The organism is Parabacteroides sp. AF21-43 (genome assembly GCF_003635435.1).
Classification (GTDB): domain Bacteria; phylum Bacteroidota; class Bacteroidia; order Bacteroidales; family Tannerellaceae; genus Parabacteroides; species Parabacteroides distasonis.
Genome location: NZ_QTMG01000024.1, coordinates 43484 through 61233, shown reverse-complemented (window position 1 = coordinate 61233; position 17750 = coordinate 43484). Strand labels below are relative to the sequence as shown.

The window sequence follows — 17750 nt, the reverse complement described above, 5'->3', positions numbered from 1 at the left end:
TTAGAACTGGATAGCGTTTACTTTGTACAATGATGACCTTAATATTAACCGAAAAGCATCTCTTTTTTTTGAATAATCAAACGTATATATGAAACGGCTATTTGATGTTTTTGCCAGTGGCTGCGGTTTACTGGTATTAAGTCCCATATTCCTCATTATGGCAATCTGGATTAAGTTGGATTCCGAGGGATCTGTGTTCTATCGTCAGGTTCGTGTAGGACGAAATAATAATGATTTCCGTATTTTTAAGTTTCGTTCGATGCGTGTAGGTTCAGATAAGGGCTCTTTGGTAACTATTGGAGGTCGAGACCCTCGAATTACTCGTTCTGGATATTTTATACGAAAATATAAGTTGGACGAGTTCCCTCAATTGATTAATGTGTTTCTTGGTGAGATGAGTCTTGTCGGTCCTCGTCCAGAGGTTCGTCACTATGTAAACTACTGGACAGAGGAACAGATGCATGTTTTGGATGTTCGTCCTGGTATCACCGACCCTGCCTCAATTAAATTCCGCAATGAGAATGAGTTGATGGAAAAAGCAAAAGATCCTGAGGACTATTATATCAACGTGATTATGCAGGAGAAGATAAAGCTGTATTTGGAATATGTGCAGAATGCGTCATTCTGGTATGATATCAAACTTATTTTCCAAACATTTAAAGAGATTATTACTGAGAGATAAATACGAGATTAATTTTTAAAAACAAGTATAATGAGTACTGATTTGAAAAGAAGGAAAATTCCCTTTTCACCCCCAGATATGACGGAGGCTGAAGCCCACGAGGTTCGTGACGCAATCCTTAGTGGTTGGATAACTACTGGCCCTCGTACAAAGAAGTTGGAGAAGATAATTTCGGAATATGTTCATACGGAGAAAACTGTATGTTTGAACTCGGCTACGGCTGCCATGGAGATGGTGCTCCATGTGATGGGCGTTGGTCCTGGTGACGAGGTGATTATGCCTGCATATACCTATACAGCATCTGCTTCGGTGGTTGATCATGTGGGTGCTACCATAAAGATGGTGGATATCCGTCCGGCGGCTTATGCAGAGAATGATGGTAACGATCATCAGGATTTTGAGATGGACTACGAGAAGCTGGCTGCAGCAATCACTGAGCGTACGAAGGTAATTGTACCTGTTGACTTGGCTGGTATATGCGCTAATGTAGAGAAGATTTTTGAAGTGGTGAACCGCCTAGAGATCAAGGCGCTCTATCGTCCTGCTAATGACATTCAGGCTAAGATGGGACGTATCGTGGTTTCTAACGACTGTGCCCACTCATTTGGTGCCTCTCGCCATGGTAAGATGGCTGGTGAGATTGCGGACTTCTCTTCATTCTCTTTCCATGCTGTTAAGAACTTCACTACTGCAGAGGGTGGCGCAATGACATGGAACCTGCCTTTCGGAAACGAGAAGGTGGAACGCCAGCAAGTGTATTGCGGAAGTCCTGTACCTTTCATAGAGGGTGAGACTTGGAATGAATTCATCTATCGTCTATCACAGCTCTTCTCGCTCCATGGTCAGAATAAGGATGCGTTGGCTAAGACAAAGTTGGGTGCCTGGGAGTATGATATCATTGGCCCTTGGTACAAGTGCAACATGACTGACATTATGGCTGCTCTGGGGCTTATCCAGTTCGAGCGTTATCCTGAGATGTTGGCTAAGCGTAAGAAGTACATTGAGCGTTATGACGAAGCTCTGGCTCCATATGGCATTGTAGGCTTGAAGCATTATGGTGCAGATTGGGCTGGTAGTGGTCATCTTTACATCACTCGTCTTCCTGGTAAAACACGTGAGCAATGCAACAGCATCATTGAGCAGATGGCAGAGCGTGGTATCGCAACCAACGTACACTATAAGCCACTCCCGATGATGACCGCATATAAAGCAAAGGGCCTTGATATCAAGGATTATCCTAATGCATACAAATTCTTTGAGAACGAGATTACACTTCCTCTGAACACAAAGATGACTGAGGAAGACGTTGAGTACATTATCGAGAACCTTCTATGTTGCCTTCCTAAATAATTGAAACAGTTTAACGTAGATTTAATTATGTAAGCAGTCAAAAATGGCTATTAATTGAAAGATATATCTTCGCTGCGAACAAAATTTATAGAATTGGGAATAAGATGATTACGACCAGTGGTGATGGTGCGTTGATTTGTCCGGATGAGGAGGCTAAGCGGGAGATCATGTTCTACGCTACGCAGGCTCGGGAGGCTTATCCGTATTACCAGCATGAGCGGATCGGGTATAATTACCGGATGTCGAATATTTGTGCGGGTATCGGGCGTGGTCAGATGACGGTGGCTGATGCTCATGTAGCTCATCATAAGCATACGTGTGATTTATACCGGGAACTGTTGAAGGATGTGAAAGGGATCACCTTGCATGAGAATCCTTCCGGTCGTTTTGATAGTAACTATTGGTTGAATACGATTGTCTTGGATCCTTTATTGAGGGTGAAAGGGCAGGAGAATGCTTATCAAGCAACGGTACAAGGTGCTGTTGGTGGTGCGGGCGGTGTGACTCATGCGGCGGTTAACGCACATACGGATTGCGAGCCGAATGCCAATGTCGAGGCGATGCGTGTGGGACTTGACGCGATGGGTATAGAATCCCGTCCTTTGTGGAAACCGATGCATAAGCAACCTGTTTATAAGGATTGCCCGGCTTATGTGAATGGGGTGAGCGAATCTTTGTTTAAGGTTGGGTTGTGCCTGCCTTCCGGCCCGTATGTGACGGATCGGGATATTGAGTATATCGTTGGAGGTATAAGGGGCTTGATTGAGCGTTGATTTTAACAGCTTTCATGAGCTAAATTCGTTTCAATGCGTAGGCCTAAGTAAAGGCTAATCATAAAGATTTTATTTTTGTTACGAGGAGGGTGTGTCATTTTGATGCACCTTTTTTTGTGTTCTTTAGCTGAACTTTTCCTTCGCCCCAAAGTCTTACTCTATTCGAGAGCGGAGTTTATGACCATGTGTGAGAGAGCTAGGATCGTGTTCCTACGCATTGGGTATTGGGAAAATATTGCAAATCGGCTCAAATATTGCGGTAAAGATACGACTATCGGCTCAATTTGAGCCGATAGTTGAAGGAAAATTAGTACTTTTGAGCCGATTTAGTGAAAGGAATGTTATGACTATCGAAACAGAAATCCTACAGGTATTGCACTATCATCCGCTATCAAATAGAGGAGCGATAGCTTCCATGCTGGTAAATGCACCAAGCGACAGCACCATGAAAAGACTCTTGGCTGATGCTGTCAGCAAAGGTCTTATAGAAGTGTATGGAAAAGGACCTGCTACCAAATACTCGCTTACTCCACAAGCTCAGGTAACGATGCCTTTGGATATTGATACCTATTTCAAGAATGAAATGGATGATCGTACTGTGCAGGAAAATTTCAATTTCGAACTCATAAAACAGATTCTGCCAAAGGTTTCACTTTTCACAGAAGAGGAATGTAAACGTTTGGATAAAGCTCAGTCCACTTTCAGAACCCACCTTGAAGAACTTTCTGAAACAGATTACAAAAAGGAGATGGAAAGACTGGGAGTTGACCTGTCGTGGAAATCTTCACAAATCGAGGGCAATACTTATTCCCTGCTAGAAACGGAGCGCCTGCTGAAAGAAAGACAGGAAGCTACTGGTAAGACAAGGGAAGAAGCTATCATGCTGCTCAATCACAAAGATGCGCTTGATTTTGTTCTCAATGTGCCCGACTATCTTAAGGAAATATCCGTCCACCGCATAGAGGACATCCATTCTTTACTGACCAAGGACTTAGGTGTGGAAAGAAACATACGATGCCGACGTGTGGGTATCACAGGTACGAACTATCGTCCCCTTGATAACGAGTTCCAGATTCGTGAGGCATTGGAAGATTCCTGTAAACTTATCAATGGCAAAGACAATATCTTTGAGAAGTCATTACTTGCACTGGTTCTCCTTTCTTATATTCAGGCATTTTCGGATGGAAACAAACGTACTGCCCGTATCACAAGCAATGCCATACTGATAGCCAATGGTTATTGCCCAATCTCATTCAGAACGGTTGATTCCATAGACTACAAAAAAGCCATGCTGATATTCTATGAACAGAATAACATTGCCGCTTTCAAGAAGATATTCATAGAACAATTTGAATTTGCTGTCAAAACTTATTTTTGATTTCTTTTGTGAAAACTAACGGACTATTGTATTTACGAAACAACTTCTACTACTGAACAATTATAATTATGCCCCCGTCTTTCTTTCCCTTAGGGTGGATGAGAGAGACGGGGGCTTTTTTATGCTTCTAAACATGGAATGATAATTGGTTGGGATTTGGATAATCGCTAACTTGTCGGCGCTGAATCCGTGAAATTCCTTGCAGATTGTAAGCACCTACTAAATCATTCACGTTATGGAAATACATCTTGATAACTATTTGCCGGAATATCCTTCCTTCGTTTCCGGTATTCGCCGTGCTCCCGATCGCGGCTATTCGCTTACGCCCGCTCAAACAGAAACGGCATTGATGAACGCGCTTCGTTACATCCCTGTTGAATTACATGAGAAGCTAGCTCCTGAGTTCATGGAGGAATTATTGACCCGGGGACGGATCTATGGTTATCGCTACCGTCCGCAGGGAGACCTGAAAGCGAAGCCTATCTCTGAATATAAAGGTAAATGTATCGAGGGAAAGGCCTTTCAAGTAATGATCGATAATAACCTCTGCTTTGATATCGCTTTGTACCCTTACGAGTTGGTTACGTATGGCGAGACTGGGCAGGTCTGCCAGAATTGGATGCAATATCGTTTGATTAAGAAGTATTTGGAGGAGCTGACCGAGGAGCAGACCTTGGTGATCGAATCCGGGCATCCTCTGGGATTGTTTCATTCTAAGCCGGATGCCCCACGGGTGATTATCACGAACTCCATGATGGTGGGAATGTTCGATAACCAAAAGGATTGGCATATCGCCGCCCAGATGGGAGTCGCTAATTATGGACAGATGACGGCCGGAGGTTGGATGTATATCGGCCCGCAAGGTATCGTACACGGTACGTTTAATACATTGTTGAATGCCGGACGTAAGAAATTAGGGATTCCACAAGATAAGGATTTGCGAGGCTATCTGTTTGTATCTTCCGGTTTAGGAGGAATGAGTGGCGCTCAACCTAAAGCCGCCGTGATTGCCGGTGCTGCCAGTATAATCGCCGAGGTAGACGCTTCCCGTATCGAGACACGCCGATGCCAAGGATGGGTCCAGTATGTGACGGATGATATGGGGAAAGCTTTCTCCTTAGCCGACGAGGCGATTCGTAAGAAAGAACCGATCTCTATCGCTTTTCATGGCAATATCGTGGATTTATTGGAATATGCCGATAAACAGGGGCTTTCCATCGACCTTTTGAGTGATCAGACCTCGTGTCATGCGGTCTATGAAGGTGGTTATTGCCCGGTAGGCGTGACGTTTGAGGAACGTACGGAATTATTGGCTCATCACCGGGAAGACTTTTGTGCTTTGGTCGATAAAACGTTGAAGCGACATTTCGAGGTGATCAAGCGTCTGGTTGCCCGGGGTACCTATTTCTTTGACTATGGGAACTCCTTCATGAAAGCGATCTATGATGCCGGTGTACATGAGATTTCCCGTAACGGTGTGGATGAGAAAGATGGTTTTATATGGCCTTCTTATGTGGAAGATATCATGGGGCCGGAATTATTTGATTATGGGTACGGTCCTTTCCGCTGGGTATGTTTAAGCGGTAAGCCGGAAGATTTGATTCGCACGGATCATGCGGCTATGGCGTGTATCGATCCGACTCGAAGAGGGCAGGATATGGATAATTATAATTGGATACGTGACGCGGAGAAGAACCGTTTGGTGGTGGGTACGCAAGCCCGGATCTTATATCAAGACGCTGAGGGGCGCTTGAAGATCGCCCTTGAGTTTAACCGAATGGTACGTGATGGGGAGGTAGGCCCGATTATGTTGGGACGAGACCATCATGACGTGAGCGGTACGGATTCTCCATTCCGTGAGACCTCTAATATACGGGACGGAAGCAATGTGATGGCTGATATGGCGGTGCAGTGCTTCGCTGGAAATGCCGCCCGGGGTATGAGCTTGGTCGCTCTTCATAATGGTGGAGGAGTTGGTATCGGTAAGGCGATAAACGGAGGTTTCGGTATGGTTCTCGATGGTAGTGAGCGGGTGGACGAGATACTTCGCTCTGCTATGATATGGGACGTGATGGGGGGTGTCGCTCGTCGCTCATGGGCCCGTAACCCGAATGCGATGCGTACGAGCGCTACTTTCAATGAGAACCGTGGCGAACAGTATCATATTACCCTCCCGTATATCCCGGAGAGGGCGTTTATTCATGAAATCGTACAAACATCATTAAATAAAAAGGTATGAGTACTTGGAATAAGATTATGGAATGTGTCCCTAACTTCAGTGAAGGACGGGATCTGGAGAAGATAGATAAGATCGTAGCGCCTTTCCGGGCTAAGACGGGTGTTAAACTGTTGGACTATAGTAATGATGAGGATCACAATCGCTTGGTTGTTACCGTGGTAGGGGAGCCAGTCGCTTTAAAACAAGCCGTATTGGAGGCCATTGGAGTTGCCGTTGAGCTGATCGATTTAAACAAGCATAGCGGTCAACATCCTCGAATGGGGGCCGTAGATGTTGTTCCTTTTATACCGATTCGCGGATGTACGATGGAAGAGGCGATCGCCTTGTCTAAGGAAGTAGGGGAGGAAGTGGGCGCTCGTTATGCCGTGCCGGTCTTCTTATATGAGAAATCGGCTTCCGCCCCTTACCGGGAGAATCTGGCGGCGATCCGTAAAGGAGAGTTTGAAGGGATGGCAGAGAAAATCCATCAACCGGAGTGGAAACCTGATTTTGGTCCGGCCGAAAGACATCCGACAGCCGGTACGGTCGCCATAGGAGCCCGCATGCCTTTGGTCGCCTATAATGTGAATTTAGGAACGAATCAATTGCAGATCGCTACGGATATAGCGAAGAAAATCCGTTTCATCGGCGGAGGTTTACGCTATTGTAAAGCGATGGGGGTTGAGTTGAAGGAACGTGGTATCGTACAGGTCTCTATTAATATGACCGATTATACCCGTACGGCCTTGTACCGGGCCTTCGAGTTAGTTCGTATCGAAGCTCGCAGATATGGTGTTCCGGTGGTGGGGAGCGAGATTATCGGCTTGGTTCCTATGGAGGCGTTGATCGATACGGCCTCTTACTATTTGGGACTAGAGGATTTCTCAATGAATCAGGTGCTGGAAGCTCGTATTATGGAATAGCGTATGGAGAATAGCAAGATATTAATCAGGAATGCTGCGCAGATCGTCACTTGCCATGGGGATAAGGCGCGACGGGGAGCGGAGATGTCTGATTTAGGCGTTATCGTGGATGGAGCCGTAGCGATGTCTGATGGGGTTATTACGCATGTAGGACCTACGGAGGAGGTACTTCGAAACATCCATGCGGAGGATTATTTGGAGATTCGGGCGGAGAACCAAGCGGTGTTACCCGGATTTGTAGATAGCCATACGCATTTTATCTTTGGCGGTTACCGGGAGGAGGAGTTCTCTTGGCGATTGCGGGGAGATAGTTATATGTCGATCATGGAGCGTGGTGGAGGTATCGTGAATACGATGAAAGCTACCCGTGAAAGTGATTTCGATACACTATGGGACAGAGGGGAAGAACGTTTGGATGAGTTATTCTCCATGGGTGTTACCACGGTGGAGGGGAAAAGTGGTTATGGTTTGGATTTGCAAACAGAATTAGTTCAGCTTCGTGTCATGTCGGACCTGAATGAGTCTCATCCGATGGATGTCGTATCGACCTTTTTGGGTGCTCATGCTGTTCCTCCTGAATTTGCCGGTCGTACGGACGATTATGTGGATTATATGATCGAGGAAGTTCTTCCTGCCATACGAGCCGAACATACGGTTACGTTTTGTGATGTGTTTTGTGAGAAAGGCGTTTTCTCGTTAGAACAGAGTGAGCGCTTGCTTCGTGCCGCCCGTCATCATCGTTTTAAATTGAAGATGCATGCGGATGAGATCGTTCCTTTCGGAGGGGCGGAACTGGCGGCCTCCTTGAAGTGTGTAAGTGCTGATCATTTGTTACATATATCGGACACAGGCATCAAACGTCTGGCAAGAGCGGGTGTCGTGGCTACCTTACTTCCGCTGACTGCCTTTTCCTTGAATGAGCCGTATGCGCCTGCAAGGAAGATGATAGATGCCGGTTGCGCGGTGGCTTTAGCTTCCGATCTAAATCCGGGAAGTTGTTTCTCTGCCTCGATCCCGATGATGATAGCTTTGGCCTGTATCTATATGAAAATGACTCCTGAAGAAGCGGTAACGGCATTGACCATTAATGGAGCCGCAGCCGTGGGACGTGCCTCCGAGATTGGAAGTATCAGCGTGGGAAAACGTGCGGACGTGATCTTGCTGAAATACCCGTCTTATAAGTTTCTACCTTATCATGTGGGAATGAATCTCGTGGATACCGTAATTAAGGACGGGGAACTTTATATGATGTAAGATAAGAATTGTTGAATCATTTAAATCAAAATACTATGTTAGCAGACTTGACAATTAAAGATTTTTTGGCGGAAACGGCGGGTAGTGCTCCCGTTCCCGGTGGTGGAAGTATATCAGCCTTGAATGGCGCTATAGCGGCAGCTTTGACAGAGATGGTGGCCCATCTGACTGTTGGCAAAAAGAAATATGCGGAAGTGGAAGGACAAATGAAGACGATCGCTACCGAGGCGGCTATGATCCGTGAACGTCTTACTGAATATATTGATAAGGACAGCGAGGCTTATGATCGTGTATTCTCCGCTTTTAAGTTACCGAAAGAAACGCCTGACGAACAGGTGATCCGTACGAATGCGATACAGAGCGCAACGAAGGAGGCGGCTATTGTTCCGATGAGGGTGGCGGAGGAGATCGGTTCCGTAATGGAGACGATTATCTATGTGGCTCACAAAGGTAATCAGAATGCCGTCACGGATGCTTGCGTGGCGATGATGGCTGCCCGTACTTGTGTATTGGGGGCTTTATTGAATGTCCGAATTAACTTAACGTCCATCCAAGACGAGGTGTTCGTCGGAATGATGCGGAAGAAAGCGGATGAACTGGAGGCGAACGCTATCCGTGTAGAGCAAAAGTTATTGGATTGGGTGAAGACTAAATTATAGCATATGAGCAATGTCTATTATGTGGGTTCCGAGCCTCTCTCTTTTGAGGGAATCGAACGGATACTTACTCAAAATATGAAGTTGGAGCTTTCACCCGAGGTGAAGGAGCGCATCCAGCGTTGCCGGGATTACTTGGATCATAAGATCGAGCAGCAGGAGGGGCCTTTGTATGGGATTACTACCGGTTTCGGGTCCTTATGCAATAAGAATATCTCTCCGGACGAATTGAGCACCTTGCAAGAGAACTTGGTGAAAAGTCATGCCTGTAGCGTAGGAGATGAGGTAAGTCCGGTGATCGTCCGTTTGATGATGTTATTGAAGGCGCATGCCCTTTCGTTGGGGCATAGTGGCGTACAGGTGATCACTGTACAACGTATTTTGGACTTTTTCAATAATGACGTACTTCCGATCGTGTATGATCGTGGCTCTTTAGGCGCTTCCGGTGATTTGGCGCCTCTGGCGAATTTGTTCCTGCCTCTGATCGGCGTGGGTGACGTTTATTATAAGGGCCGCAAACGGGAAGCGATCAGCGTATTGGACGAGTTCGCTTGGAAGCCTGTGAAGCTGAAAAGCAAGGAGGGGTTAGCTTTATTGAACGGTACGCAATTTATGAGCGCCAATGGCGTATTCGCCTTGATGCGTGCGTTTAGCCTGTCCAAGAAAGCGGATCTGATCGCCGCTTTATCTTTGGAGGCTTTCGATGGGCGTATCGATCCTTTCATGGATTGTATCCAGCAGATGCGTCCGCATCCCGGACAAATCGAGACTGGGGCCGCTTTTCGACGGCTATTGGAGGGAAGTGAGTTAATCGCCCGGAAAAAGGAACATGTTCAGGACCCGTATTCATTCCGTTGTATCCCTCAAGTGCATGGGGCTACGAAAGACGCTATCAATTATGTGGCGAATGTCCTGCTTACCGAAGTAAATTCCGTGACGGATAACCCGACGATCTTCCCGGAGGAGGATAAGATTATTTCCGGCGGTAATTTCCACGGTCAGCCCTTGGCGATTTCTTATGATTTCTTGGCGATTGCCTTGGCTGAGTTAGGAAATATATCGGAACGTCGTGTCGCTCAATTGATCATGGGTTTGCGGGGATTGCCTGAGTTCTTGGTCGCTAATTCCGGCCTAAACTCCGGTTTCATGATCCCTCAATATGCGGCTGCCAGTATGGTAAGCCAGAATAAGATGTATTGCTATGCGGCGAGCAGCGATTCTATCGTGTCCAGTAATGGACAAGAGGATCATGTGAGTATGGGGGCGAATGCGGCGACGAAGTTGTTTAAGATCATGGACAATTTGGATCATATCTTGGCGATCGAGCTGATGAATGCGGCACAAGGAATTGAGTTCCGTCGTCCGGCTAGGACCTCCCCTGTGTTGGAGAAGTTCTTGAAGGATTACCGGAAAGAGGTGCCATTTATCGATGAGGATATTATTATGTACACGGAAATACATCGTACGGTGGCGTTTATTCGTAGGAAAGACTTTGTATATTAATTTTAGGAACACGGAGCACACGGAGCACACGGAATACACGGATTTGTTTTGCGATATGTAATATTGATCTGTGCGATGCCGTGTATCCTGTGTGCTCCGTGTTCTTTTTGTATATTCGCCAACTATTACGAATGAAACTAAATGAGCGGATTTAATAATTGAGCCCGAACTGCCACAAAGGGATTACATTCATGTATCCTTGTTCGATATTGTCCTTTACAACGAAGCCGTTCTCTATTCCTTGCAGTTGCTTTTGCTTTTTATTTTTCCCTCCAACTTCGAAAGTATAGTCGGCTATTTGAAAATCCGATATAGGGGAGGTGATGACTTCTTGCTCCACACGTGTTTGATTCAAGAAGAATGTTTCTCTGATGTTCCCGATGTTGGATATTTCCTTCCCCAAATTGTACATAAGAGTAGGATTATCCAGATAAACTTTATCTACTTTGCCTAGCCCTCTGATGCCACCGACTCCATCGCGTAGTTGGGAGATTAATCCGGATTCCTCGAGATAAAGAAAGTAATCGGATAAATTGTTGCGACTCACTCCTAGCATAATCGCTATGCTACTCATATTCGGTTTGAATGGTACGCTTTGGGCAATGATGGTGAGCAATTGCTTTAGTTTTCGTGCTGTTGATATGCTCATTTCTGAATACTGCGGTATATCAACTTCCAACGTCGTGTTTATTACTTGTTGTAAGCGTATATGAAATTGGTCTTCTTTCGAGAACGGATAATACCCTTTCTCTAGATAGGATTGGAAATAGGCATAAGGACGGAATTTCTCGGGGAGTTCTATGCGGTGCTCTACGATATCGGCTAGTGTATGGGTCTGGATCTCTATGTTGTGAAACATATTAAGATATTCGCGAAATGAAAGCCCTTGCATAGAATAGACGATAGCCCGTCGGCTCAGGTCTGCCGATCCCTTGTTGATATCAAGGATGGAGGAACCTGTGAAGAATATCTTTAGATCTGCGTGATAGTCATACATCAGTTTTAGCTCGCGGGCCCAGTCCTTGTATTTATGGATTTCGTCTATAAGAAGATGGGTCCCTCCTCGCTTGACGAAGTCATCAGCTAAATCCACTAAGTGGTGGCTGGAAAAGTACAAATCATCAGCGTTGACGAACAAGGTCGTATTTCTGTTCAGTTTTTCTTTGGCATATTGCAACATCAAAGTAGTTTTCCCAACGCCACGCGGACCTACTAAGCCCAATAGCCGGTTGTTCCAATTAATGCGGTCGAACATATATCGATGGAATGAGGTAGGTGTAGTACGTAACATCGCATCGAAACTTGTTTGTAACTTATCCATATATTATAATGTTTTCGCAAATATACTAATTTGCACTGTGAATAGTGCATTTTTCGTAAAGAATTGCACTACTTGCGGTGCAATTTATGTTATCTTTTCTTGATTCTTGGTTGCGATCACCCGTTCTGTCGGGTGAAGAGCGAGAGCCGGAGCTATATAGCCGTGGATACGATGTATGACTATTCCTTTTTTTGTATATTCGCCAACTATTACGAATGAAACAGTTATTTATATGGAACAAAAGCAAATCTCTACCGTGAAAACTCATGTCGTATGGTTGGACGTTGTTCGCCTGATCGCGATGTTTACTGTTGTTTGCTGTCATTGTACAGACCCGTTTAATTTCTATCCCGGAGATTCTCCGATTATTGGGGATATTAAGTTTTGGGGAGCTGCCTATGGGGCTTTTCTTCGTCCTTGTGTACCTCTGTTCGTTATGATTACGGGAGCCTTGTTGCTACCGGTCCGGGAAGAGACTTCTATTTTCTATAAGAAAAGGATATTGCGTGTATTCTGGCCTTTCTTGATTTGGTCTGTTATTTATAATTTATTTCCTTGGTTTACGGGACTGCTTGGTTTGAGGCCGGAACTTATTCTTGATTTCTTCCCTTATTCGGGAGAAGAGGTGACTCGTCAATCGTTGAGTGTGTCTTTAGGCTATATCGCCCAGATACCGTTCAATTTCTCATTGTTGGATGTACATATGTGGTATATCTATTTACTGATAGGTTTATATCTTTATTTGCCGATCTTCTCCGCTTGGGTCGAGAAAGTTTCGGATAAGGCGAAATTATGGTTTCTGGCAGGTTGGGGAGTGACTTTGTTTATTCCTTATTATCGGGAATTCGTATCTCCTTACATTTGGGGTGGATGCTCATGGAATGAATTCAGTATGCTTTATTATTTCGCCGGGTTTAACGGTTACTTGCTATTGGGGCATTATCTGCGGAATCATGATTGGTCGTCAGGAAAGATCGTTGGGATAGGCATTCCTATGTTTGTCGTAGGCTATGCCATTACTTTCTTCGGTTTCCGCTATACGACCGCTTTGCCTGCTTACACGGAGGAACAGTTAGAGTTATTCTTCTATTATTGTTCTCCCAATGTGGTGATGATGACGATTCCTATCTTCTTGCTGGCGAAGAAGGTAAATGTTAAGTCGGATACGATTAAGCGAATGTTGGCGAACTTAACCATATGCGGTTTCGGTATCTATATGGTACATTATTTCTTTACGGGACCCAGCGTGCTGTTGGCGAGAGCCTTGAATATCCCTTTGGGTTTACAGATTCCTGCCGCTTCTGTGGTAGCATTCGCCGTATCTTGGTTGATCGTATTGGGTATCAGGAAGATTTGCGGTAAGAAAGCCAAGTATATTGTGGGCTGAATTTATACGTACGTTCGCATAGGCTGATACGTATATAGGCGTAGGCCAATGCGAGCGTACGTGTAGGACGATACGTATATACGTGCGAGACCACACGTATATACGTATAAATCATCTTTATTTCTTGGTTACAATCACTCGCTCTGTCGGAGCCAGATGCTCGTTGCGATAGTCTATTTGCTTGACTACATTCTCGGCCAATTCTTGGAATGCCTTTCCTGTGATCGAGTCCGGGTTCAACGCTACCGGCTTACCTTGATCTCCTCCTTCGCAGATACTTTGTACGATAGGAATCTGTCCCAGTAACGGCACGTTCAGTTCCTCAGCTAGGCGTTTACAACCTTCCTTTCCGAATATATAATATTTGTTTTCCGGTAATTCCGCTGGGGTAAACCAAGCCATATTCTCGATCAATCCTAAAACAGGGACATTAACCTTATCTCCAGTGAACATGCTGATACCCTTACGAGCGTCCGCTAAAGCAACCTCTTGCGGCGTACTTACCACCACGGCTCCGGTTATCGCTAGTGTCTGTACCATTGTCAAATGGATATCACTCGTTCCGGGAGGTAAATCGATTAAGAAATAATCAAGCTCACCCCAGTTGGCGTCGCCGATCAATTGCTTCAATGCGTTGCTAGCCATTGCTCCACGCCATAGGACTGCGTCGTTTTTATTTACGAAGAAGCCGATGGATAACATCTTGACACCATAATTTTCGGCCGGCTTGATCAGTTCCCTGCCCTCTACCTCTTCCATATAAGGGCGAGCCTCTTCTAGGTTGAACATCTTGGGTTGGGACGGCCCGAATATATCGGCATCCAGCAATCCTACCTTATATCCTTGTAAGGCCAATGCGACAGCTAGATTAGCGGCAACGGTACTTTTACCAACTCCTCCTTTACCGGAAGATACGGCGATAATATTTTTTACTTGCGGTAATAATTTATCCGGTTCCGGGCGAGCTAACTGACGGGCTTTTACCGTGATGTTTCCCTTGATATTCACCTCCGGGCTTACATAGGTTAAGATAGCTGTCTCCGCAGCTTTTACTACGGAGCGGATAAACGGATCATTCGGTTTCTCGAATAATAACGAGAAGGTGACATTCATACCATCGATACGAATGTTGTCTTCTACGAGGCCCATGGAAACGATGTCCTTTCCGGTACCCGGGTAACGAACGTTCTTCAACGCCTCAATAATCAGATTCGGATAGATTGTCATATCTGTTGATTTTTTTAAGTCATTCTTTTATTTACCGGAAGCCAAAGCGCTTCGTTTACTGCGATTAAAGCTACGATAAGGATCTAACTCTATTTCTACGTCAGGTTCCACCAATCGTTCCCTTTCCTCACAAACAAACTTGATGTATTTGATGTTTAATCCACGATCCAGCCATTGTTGCTCGTAATAGGTCTTGATGGATAAGATCTCATCCGCCAGATTGGAATGATATAGGTCGTCTGTACTGAACAATACGGGATAATGGTTCGCTTTTACCATCTCGCACGTATAGGTATACATAAAGTTACTATCCGTTTTTAAATGGATAATACCATCTCCGGAAAGGATTTCCCGATACATTTTCATGAAACGGGTTCCGGTCAGACGCTTATTGACCTTTTTCATTTGAGGGTCCGGAAATGTGATCCAGATCTCGGCTACTTCGCCCGGAGCAAAGAAATAGGAAATCAATTCGATACTGGTACGTAGGAAAGCCACGTTATTCATCCCGGCTTCCAGCGATTCTTTCGCTCCGGTCCACATACGTGCTCCCTTGATATCGACACCAATAAAATTCTTATTTGGGAAAAGCTTTCCCAAACCTACGGTATATTCCCCTTTTCCACATCCCAATTCCAAAACAATAGGATGGTCGTTCTTGAAAAAACGTTCATGCCACTGTCCTTTCATATCAAACCCTTTTTCTTGTAGGGCGGCGAAAGGGTATTGGAATACGTGCGGATAGCCCGCCATATCGTCAAACTTAGCTAATTTATTCTTTCCCATGTCGCGAAGATAATACTTAAAAAAATGCTTTTTACGTTTTTTCTACTGTTTTAGATAGGGGTTTTTATGCGTTGGCGAGTCTTTTGAACATATAGGCTGTCAGAAGTTTTATTTGAAAGTGGAGTTGTAACGAATAAAAAAGGATATGTTGAGAGTATTTTTTAGATGCCCGATATTTAAGAATCCGAGGTTTGTCGGATTTGTTTGGTTTGCGACGGCCCTTGTCGCTTGCTTATTGAAATTACCTGTGGGAAGGACTTATAATAACTTTATGATTTATAGGGCTTCCTTTTTCCATGCGTTAGAGTTGAAAGACCTTTATATATATTATCCGAATGAATACCACGACCGGTTTTTATACGGGATCCCTTTTACGGCTATAATAGCGCCTTTCTCCCTCTTCTCTCCTTATATCGGGATGTTGCTATGGTGTCTCGCGAATAGCTTGCTGCTTTATATGGCTATCCGTAAACTCGGATTGGCGGATTGGAAACAGGCGTTTGTCATTTGGGTATGCTTGAATGAGTTATTTACGTGTGTTCTTATGCAGCAATTTAACATAGCCATAGCCGGCATGATTTTATTCTCGTTTATTTTTATTGAGCGGAAACAGGAGTTTTGGGCGGCGCTAATGATTGTCTTGGGTACGATGACTAAGATTTATGGCATTGTCGGTCTTGCTTTCCTGCTATTCTCAAAACGCCGGATCGCCTTTTTGAAAGGACTTATTTTCTGGGGCATAGTCTTGTATGTTCTTCCGATGTTATATACGTCTCCTCAATATGTGGCAAGTCAATACGTGAAATGGTATGAGGTACTTCTCGATAAGAATGTAGAGAATTTATTTACTCCTTATACAAATATCTCTTTGTTGGGGATGGTTCGTAAGATTTTGGGAGTCAATACGTATAGTGATCTCTGGTTGGTTATCCCCGGGCTACTTTTATTTATTGCTCCTTATTTTAGGATAAATCAATATGATAACCGGCGGTTCCGCATGCATTTTCTTTGCTCTACTCTTTTGTTCATGGTTCTTTTTAGCTCCGGAACAGAGAATAGCGGATATTTGGGAGCCATGATAGCCGTCTGCCTTTGGTATATAGGTACGCCTACCCGTAAGACGACTCCTGTCTTGAATACGGTACTATTCGTTTTCTGTTTTATTCTTACATCCCTTTCCCCTACAGATATATTTCCCTGTTATATCCGGAAAACGTATGTTATTCCTTATGCGTTGAAAGCACTACCTTGTGTGTTGATCTGGTTTAAGATCGTATGGGAGCAATTGACATTGGATTTTTCAGAGCCGCTTCATCGGCCGAAGACTCTCCCGGGTAAAGAGGAGGCGATCGACCTTATCTTGCCTTGTTATAACCCACAAGAAGGCTGGGAACGTTTGATGATCGAGAAACATGCGGAATTGGTAAAGATGCTTAAAGGTCGCTCACTTCGTTTTATCGTCGTGAATGACGCTTCGAAGAGAGGATTTACGAAGGATGCGGTGGGACGTCTTCTGGAGGCTCTCCCTGATACGATGATCGTAAGTTATGATACGAATAAGGGAAAAGGAGCCGCTGTTAGGGCTGGCTTGTCTCATTCCACTTCATCCATTACTTTATATACGGATTATGATTTTCCGTATGAGACGGATTCTATCTGCCGGATGGTAGAATGGTTGGAATCGGGATATGATGTTGTTATCGCCGTGCGGAATCATACTTATTATACCCATTTAAGTACTCGAAGAAAGATTATGAGTTATGCTTCCCGTATATTGAATTTTACGCTTCTAGGATTAACGCATACGGATGCTCAAGGAGGTTTGAAAGGTTTTAACCAGCGGGGAAAATCGTTCTTGGCCTCAACTCAGGTGAATCGCTTTTTATTTGATACGGAGTTTATTTATAAGGCTTCGCAGGAGTCGGATGTACTTATTAAAGACATGCCCGCTGATTTGCGGGATAACGTTCATCTTCCCAATATGCGTCGTGGAGTCCTTGCGGAAGAATTAAAGAACTTATTTTTAATCGCTTGGAGAGGGTAGGAGGATTACAGGGTTGTTAATAACCCTGTTGAAAACCCTGTGAATAACGGAAAAAGAACAAAAGAAAAAAGAGATACCTATTAATAGGTATCTCTCTTTTCGCTCTTCCTCTTGGACTTGAACCAAGGACCCTCTGATTAACAGTCAGATGCTCTAACCAACTGAGCTAAGGAAGAATTTTTCGCTCTTTCAAAGGTTATTCCGTAACCCCTTTCTGAAATTGCACTGCAAAAGTACGGGGTATTTTC

Annotated in this window: 13 protein-coding genes, 1 tRNA gene and 1 pseudogene; 11 read left to right on the top strand and 4 right to left on the bottom strand. The window is 44.7% G+C overall.

The features are described 5' to 3' along the window. The first annotated feature begins 88 nt into the window (after positions 1–88). From DWX84_RS15750 to hutH, 9 genes and pseudogenes are all read left to right on the top strand, one after another. Positions 89–682 (top strand): sugar transferase, encoded by a 594-nt coding sequence (locus DWX84_RS15750; protein WP_005867802.1) that lies wholly within the window; start codon positions 89–91, stop codon positions 680–682. Positions 683–712: 30 nt separating this feature from the next. Continuing rightward, complete coding sequence (locus DWX84_RS15745; RefSeq protein WP_005867804.1) at positions 713–2032, top strand: DegT/DnrJ/EryC1/StrS aminotransferase family protein; 1320 nt, start codon at positions 713–715, stop codon at positions 2030–2032. 95 nt (positions 2033–2127) lie between these two features. Further along, a pseudogene (locus tag DWX84_RS15740) lies at positions 2128–2805 on the top strand (DegT/DnrJ/EryC1/StrS family aminotransferase); the annotation flags it as partial. Positions 2806–3148: 343 nt separating this feature from the next. After that, positions 3149–4183, top strand: a complete 1035-nt coding sequence (locus DWX84_RS15735; RefSeq protein ID WP_005867808.1) for a Fic family protein — start codon at positions 3149–3151, stop codon at positions 4181–4183. A gap of 235 nt (positions 4184–4418) precedes the next feature. Beyond that, positions 4419–6422 (top strand): urocanate hydratase, encoded by a 2004-nt coding sequence (locus DWX84_RS15730; RefSeq protein ID WP_122377556.1) that lies wholly within the window; start codon positions 4419–4421, stop codon positions 6420–6422. Continuing rightward, complete coding sequence (gene ftcD / locus DWX84_RS15725; RefSeq protein WP_036611367.1) at positions 6419–7324, top strand: glutamate formimidoyltransferase; 906 nt, start codon at positions 6419–6421, stop codon at positions 7322–7324. The genes DWX84_RS15730 and ftcD overlap by 4 nt, the downstream gene beginning before the upstream one ends. A gap of 3 nt (positions 7325–7327) precedes the next feature. Next, complete coding sequence (hutI, locus tag DWX84_RS15720; protein ID WP_122297698.1) at positions 7328–8578, top strand: imidazolonepropionase; 1251 nt, start codon at positions 7328–7330, stop codon at positions 8576–8578. A gap of 35 nt (positions 8579–8613) precedes the next feature. Then, a complete protein-coding gene (locus DWX84_RS15715; protein WP_008772697.1) occupies positions 8614–9237 on the top strand; it encodes a cyclodeaminase/cyclohydrolase family protein in 624 nt (207 codons plus the stop codon). 3 nt (positions 9238–9240) lie between these two features. Beyond that, a complete protein-coding gene (hutH, locus tag DWX84_RS15710) occupies positions 9241–10737 on the top strand; it encodes a histidine ammonia-lyase (RefSeq protein WP_048928725.1) in 1497 nt (498 codons plus the stop codon). 151 nt (positions 10738–10888) lie between these two features. Here hutH and DWX84_RS15705 read toward each other — a convergent pair whose 3' ends face one another. After that, positions 10889–12058, bottom strand: coding sequence for an ATP-binding protein (locus tag DWX84_RS15705; RefSeq protein WP_005867817.1), 1170 nt, complete (start codon positions 12056–12058; stop codon positions 10889–10891). A gap of 232 nt (positions 12059–12290) precedes the next feature. On the opposite strand from DWX84_RS15705, the gene DWX84_RS15700 reads away from it, so the two are divergent. After that, on the top strand, positions 12291–13445 hold the full coding sequence (locus DWX84_RS15700) for an acyltransferase (RefSeq protein WP_048928724.1): 1155 nt from the start codon (positions 12291–12293) through the stop codon (positions 13443–13445). A gap of 117 nt (positions 13446–13562) precedes the next feature. On the opposite strand, the gene DWX84_RS15695 is transcribed toward DWX84_RS15700, so the two are convergent. Both DWX84_RS15695 and trmB read right to left on the bottom strand, forming a co-directional pair. After that, on the bottom strand, positions 13563–14672 hold the full coding sequence (locus tag DWX84_RS15695) for an Mrp/NBP35 family ATP-binding protein (RefSeq protein ID WP_005859141.1): 1110 nt from the start codon (positions 14670–14672) through the stop codon (positions 13563–13565). Between the two features lie 27 nt (positions 14673–14699). After that, positions 14700–15458 (bottom strand): tRNA (guanosine(46)-N7)-methyltransferase TrmB, encoded by a 759-nt coding sequence (gene trmB, locus DWX84_RS15690; RefSeq protein WP_005867819.1) that lies wholly within the window; start codon positions 15456–15458, stop codon positions 14700–14702. 145 nt (positions 15459–15603) lie between these two features. Between trmB and DWX84_RS15685 the strand changes: the two genes are divergently transcribed. Continuing rightward, on the top strand, positions 15604–17502 hold the full coding sequence (locus DWX84_RS15685; protein WP_048928723.1) for a glycosyltransferase 87 family protein: 1899 nt from the start codon (positions 15604–15606) through the stop codon (positions 17500–17502). 102 nt (positions 17503–17604) lie between these two features. On the opposite strand, the gene DWX84_RS15680 is transcribed toward DWX84_RS15685, so the two are convergent. Then, positions 17605–17678, bottom strand: a tRNA-Asn gene (locus DWX84_RS15680). Between the last annotated feature and the right edge of the window lie 72 nt (positions 17679–17750).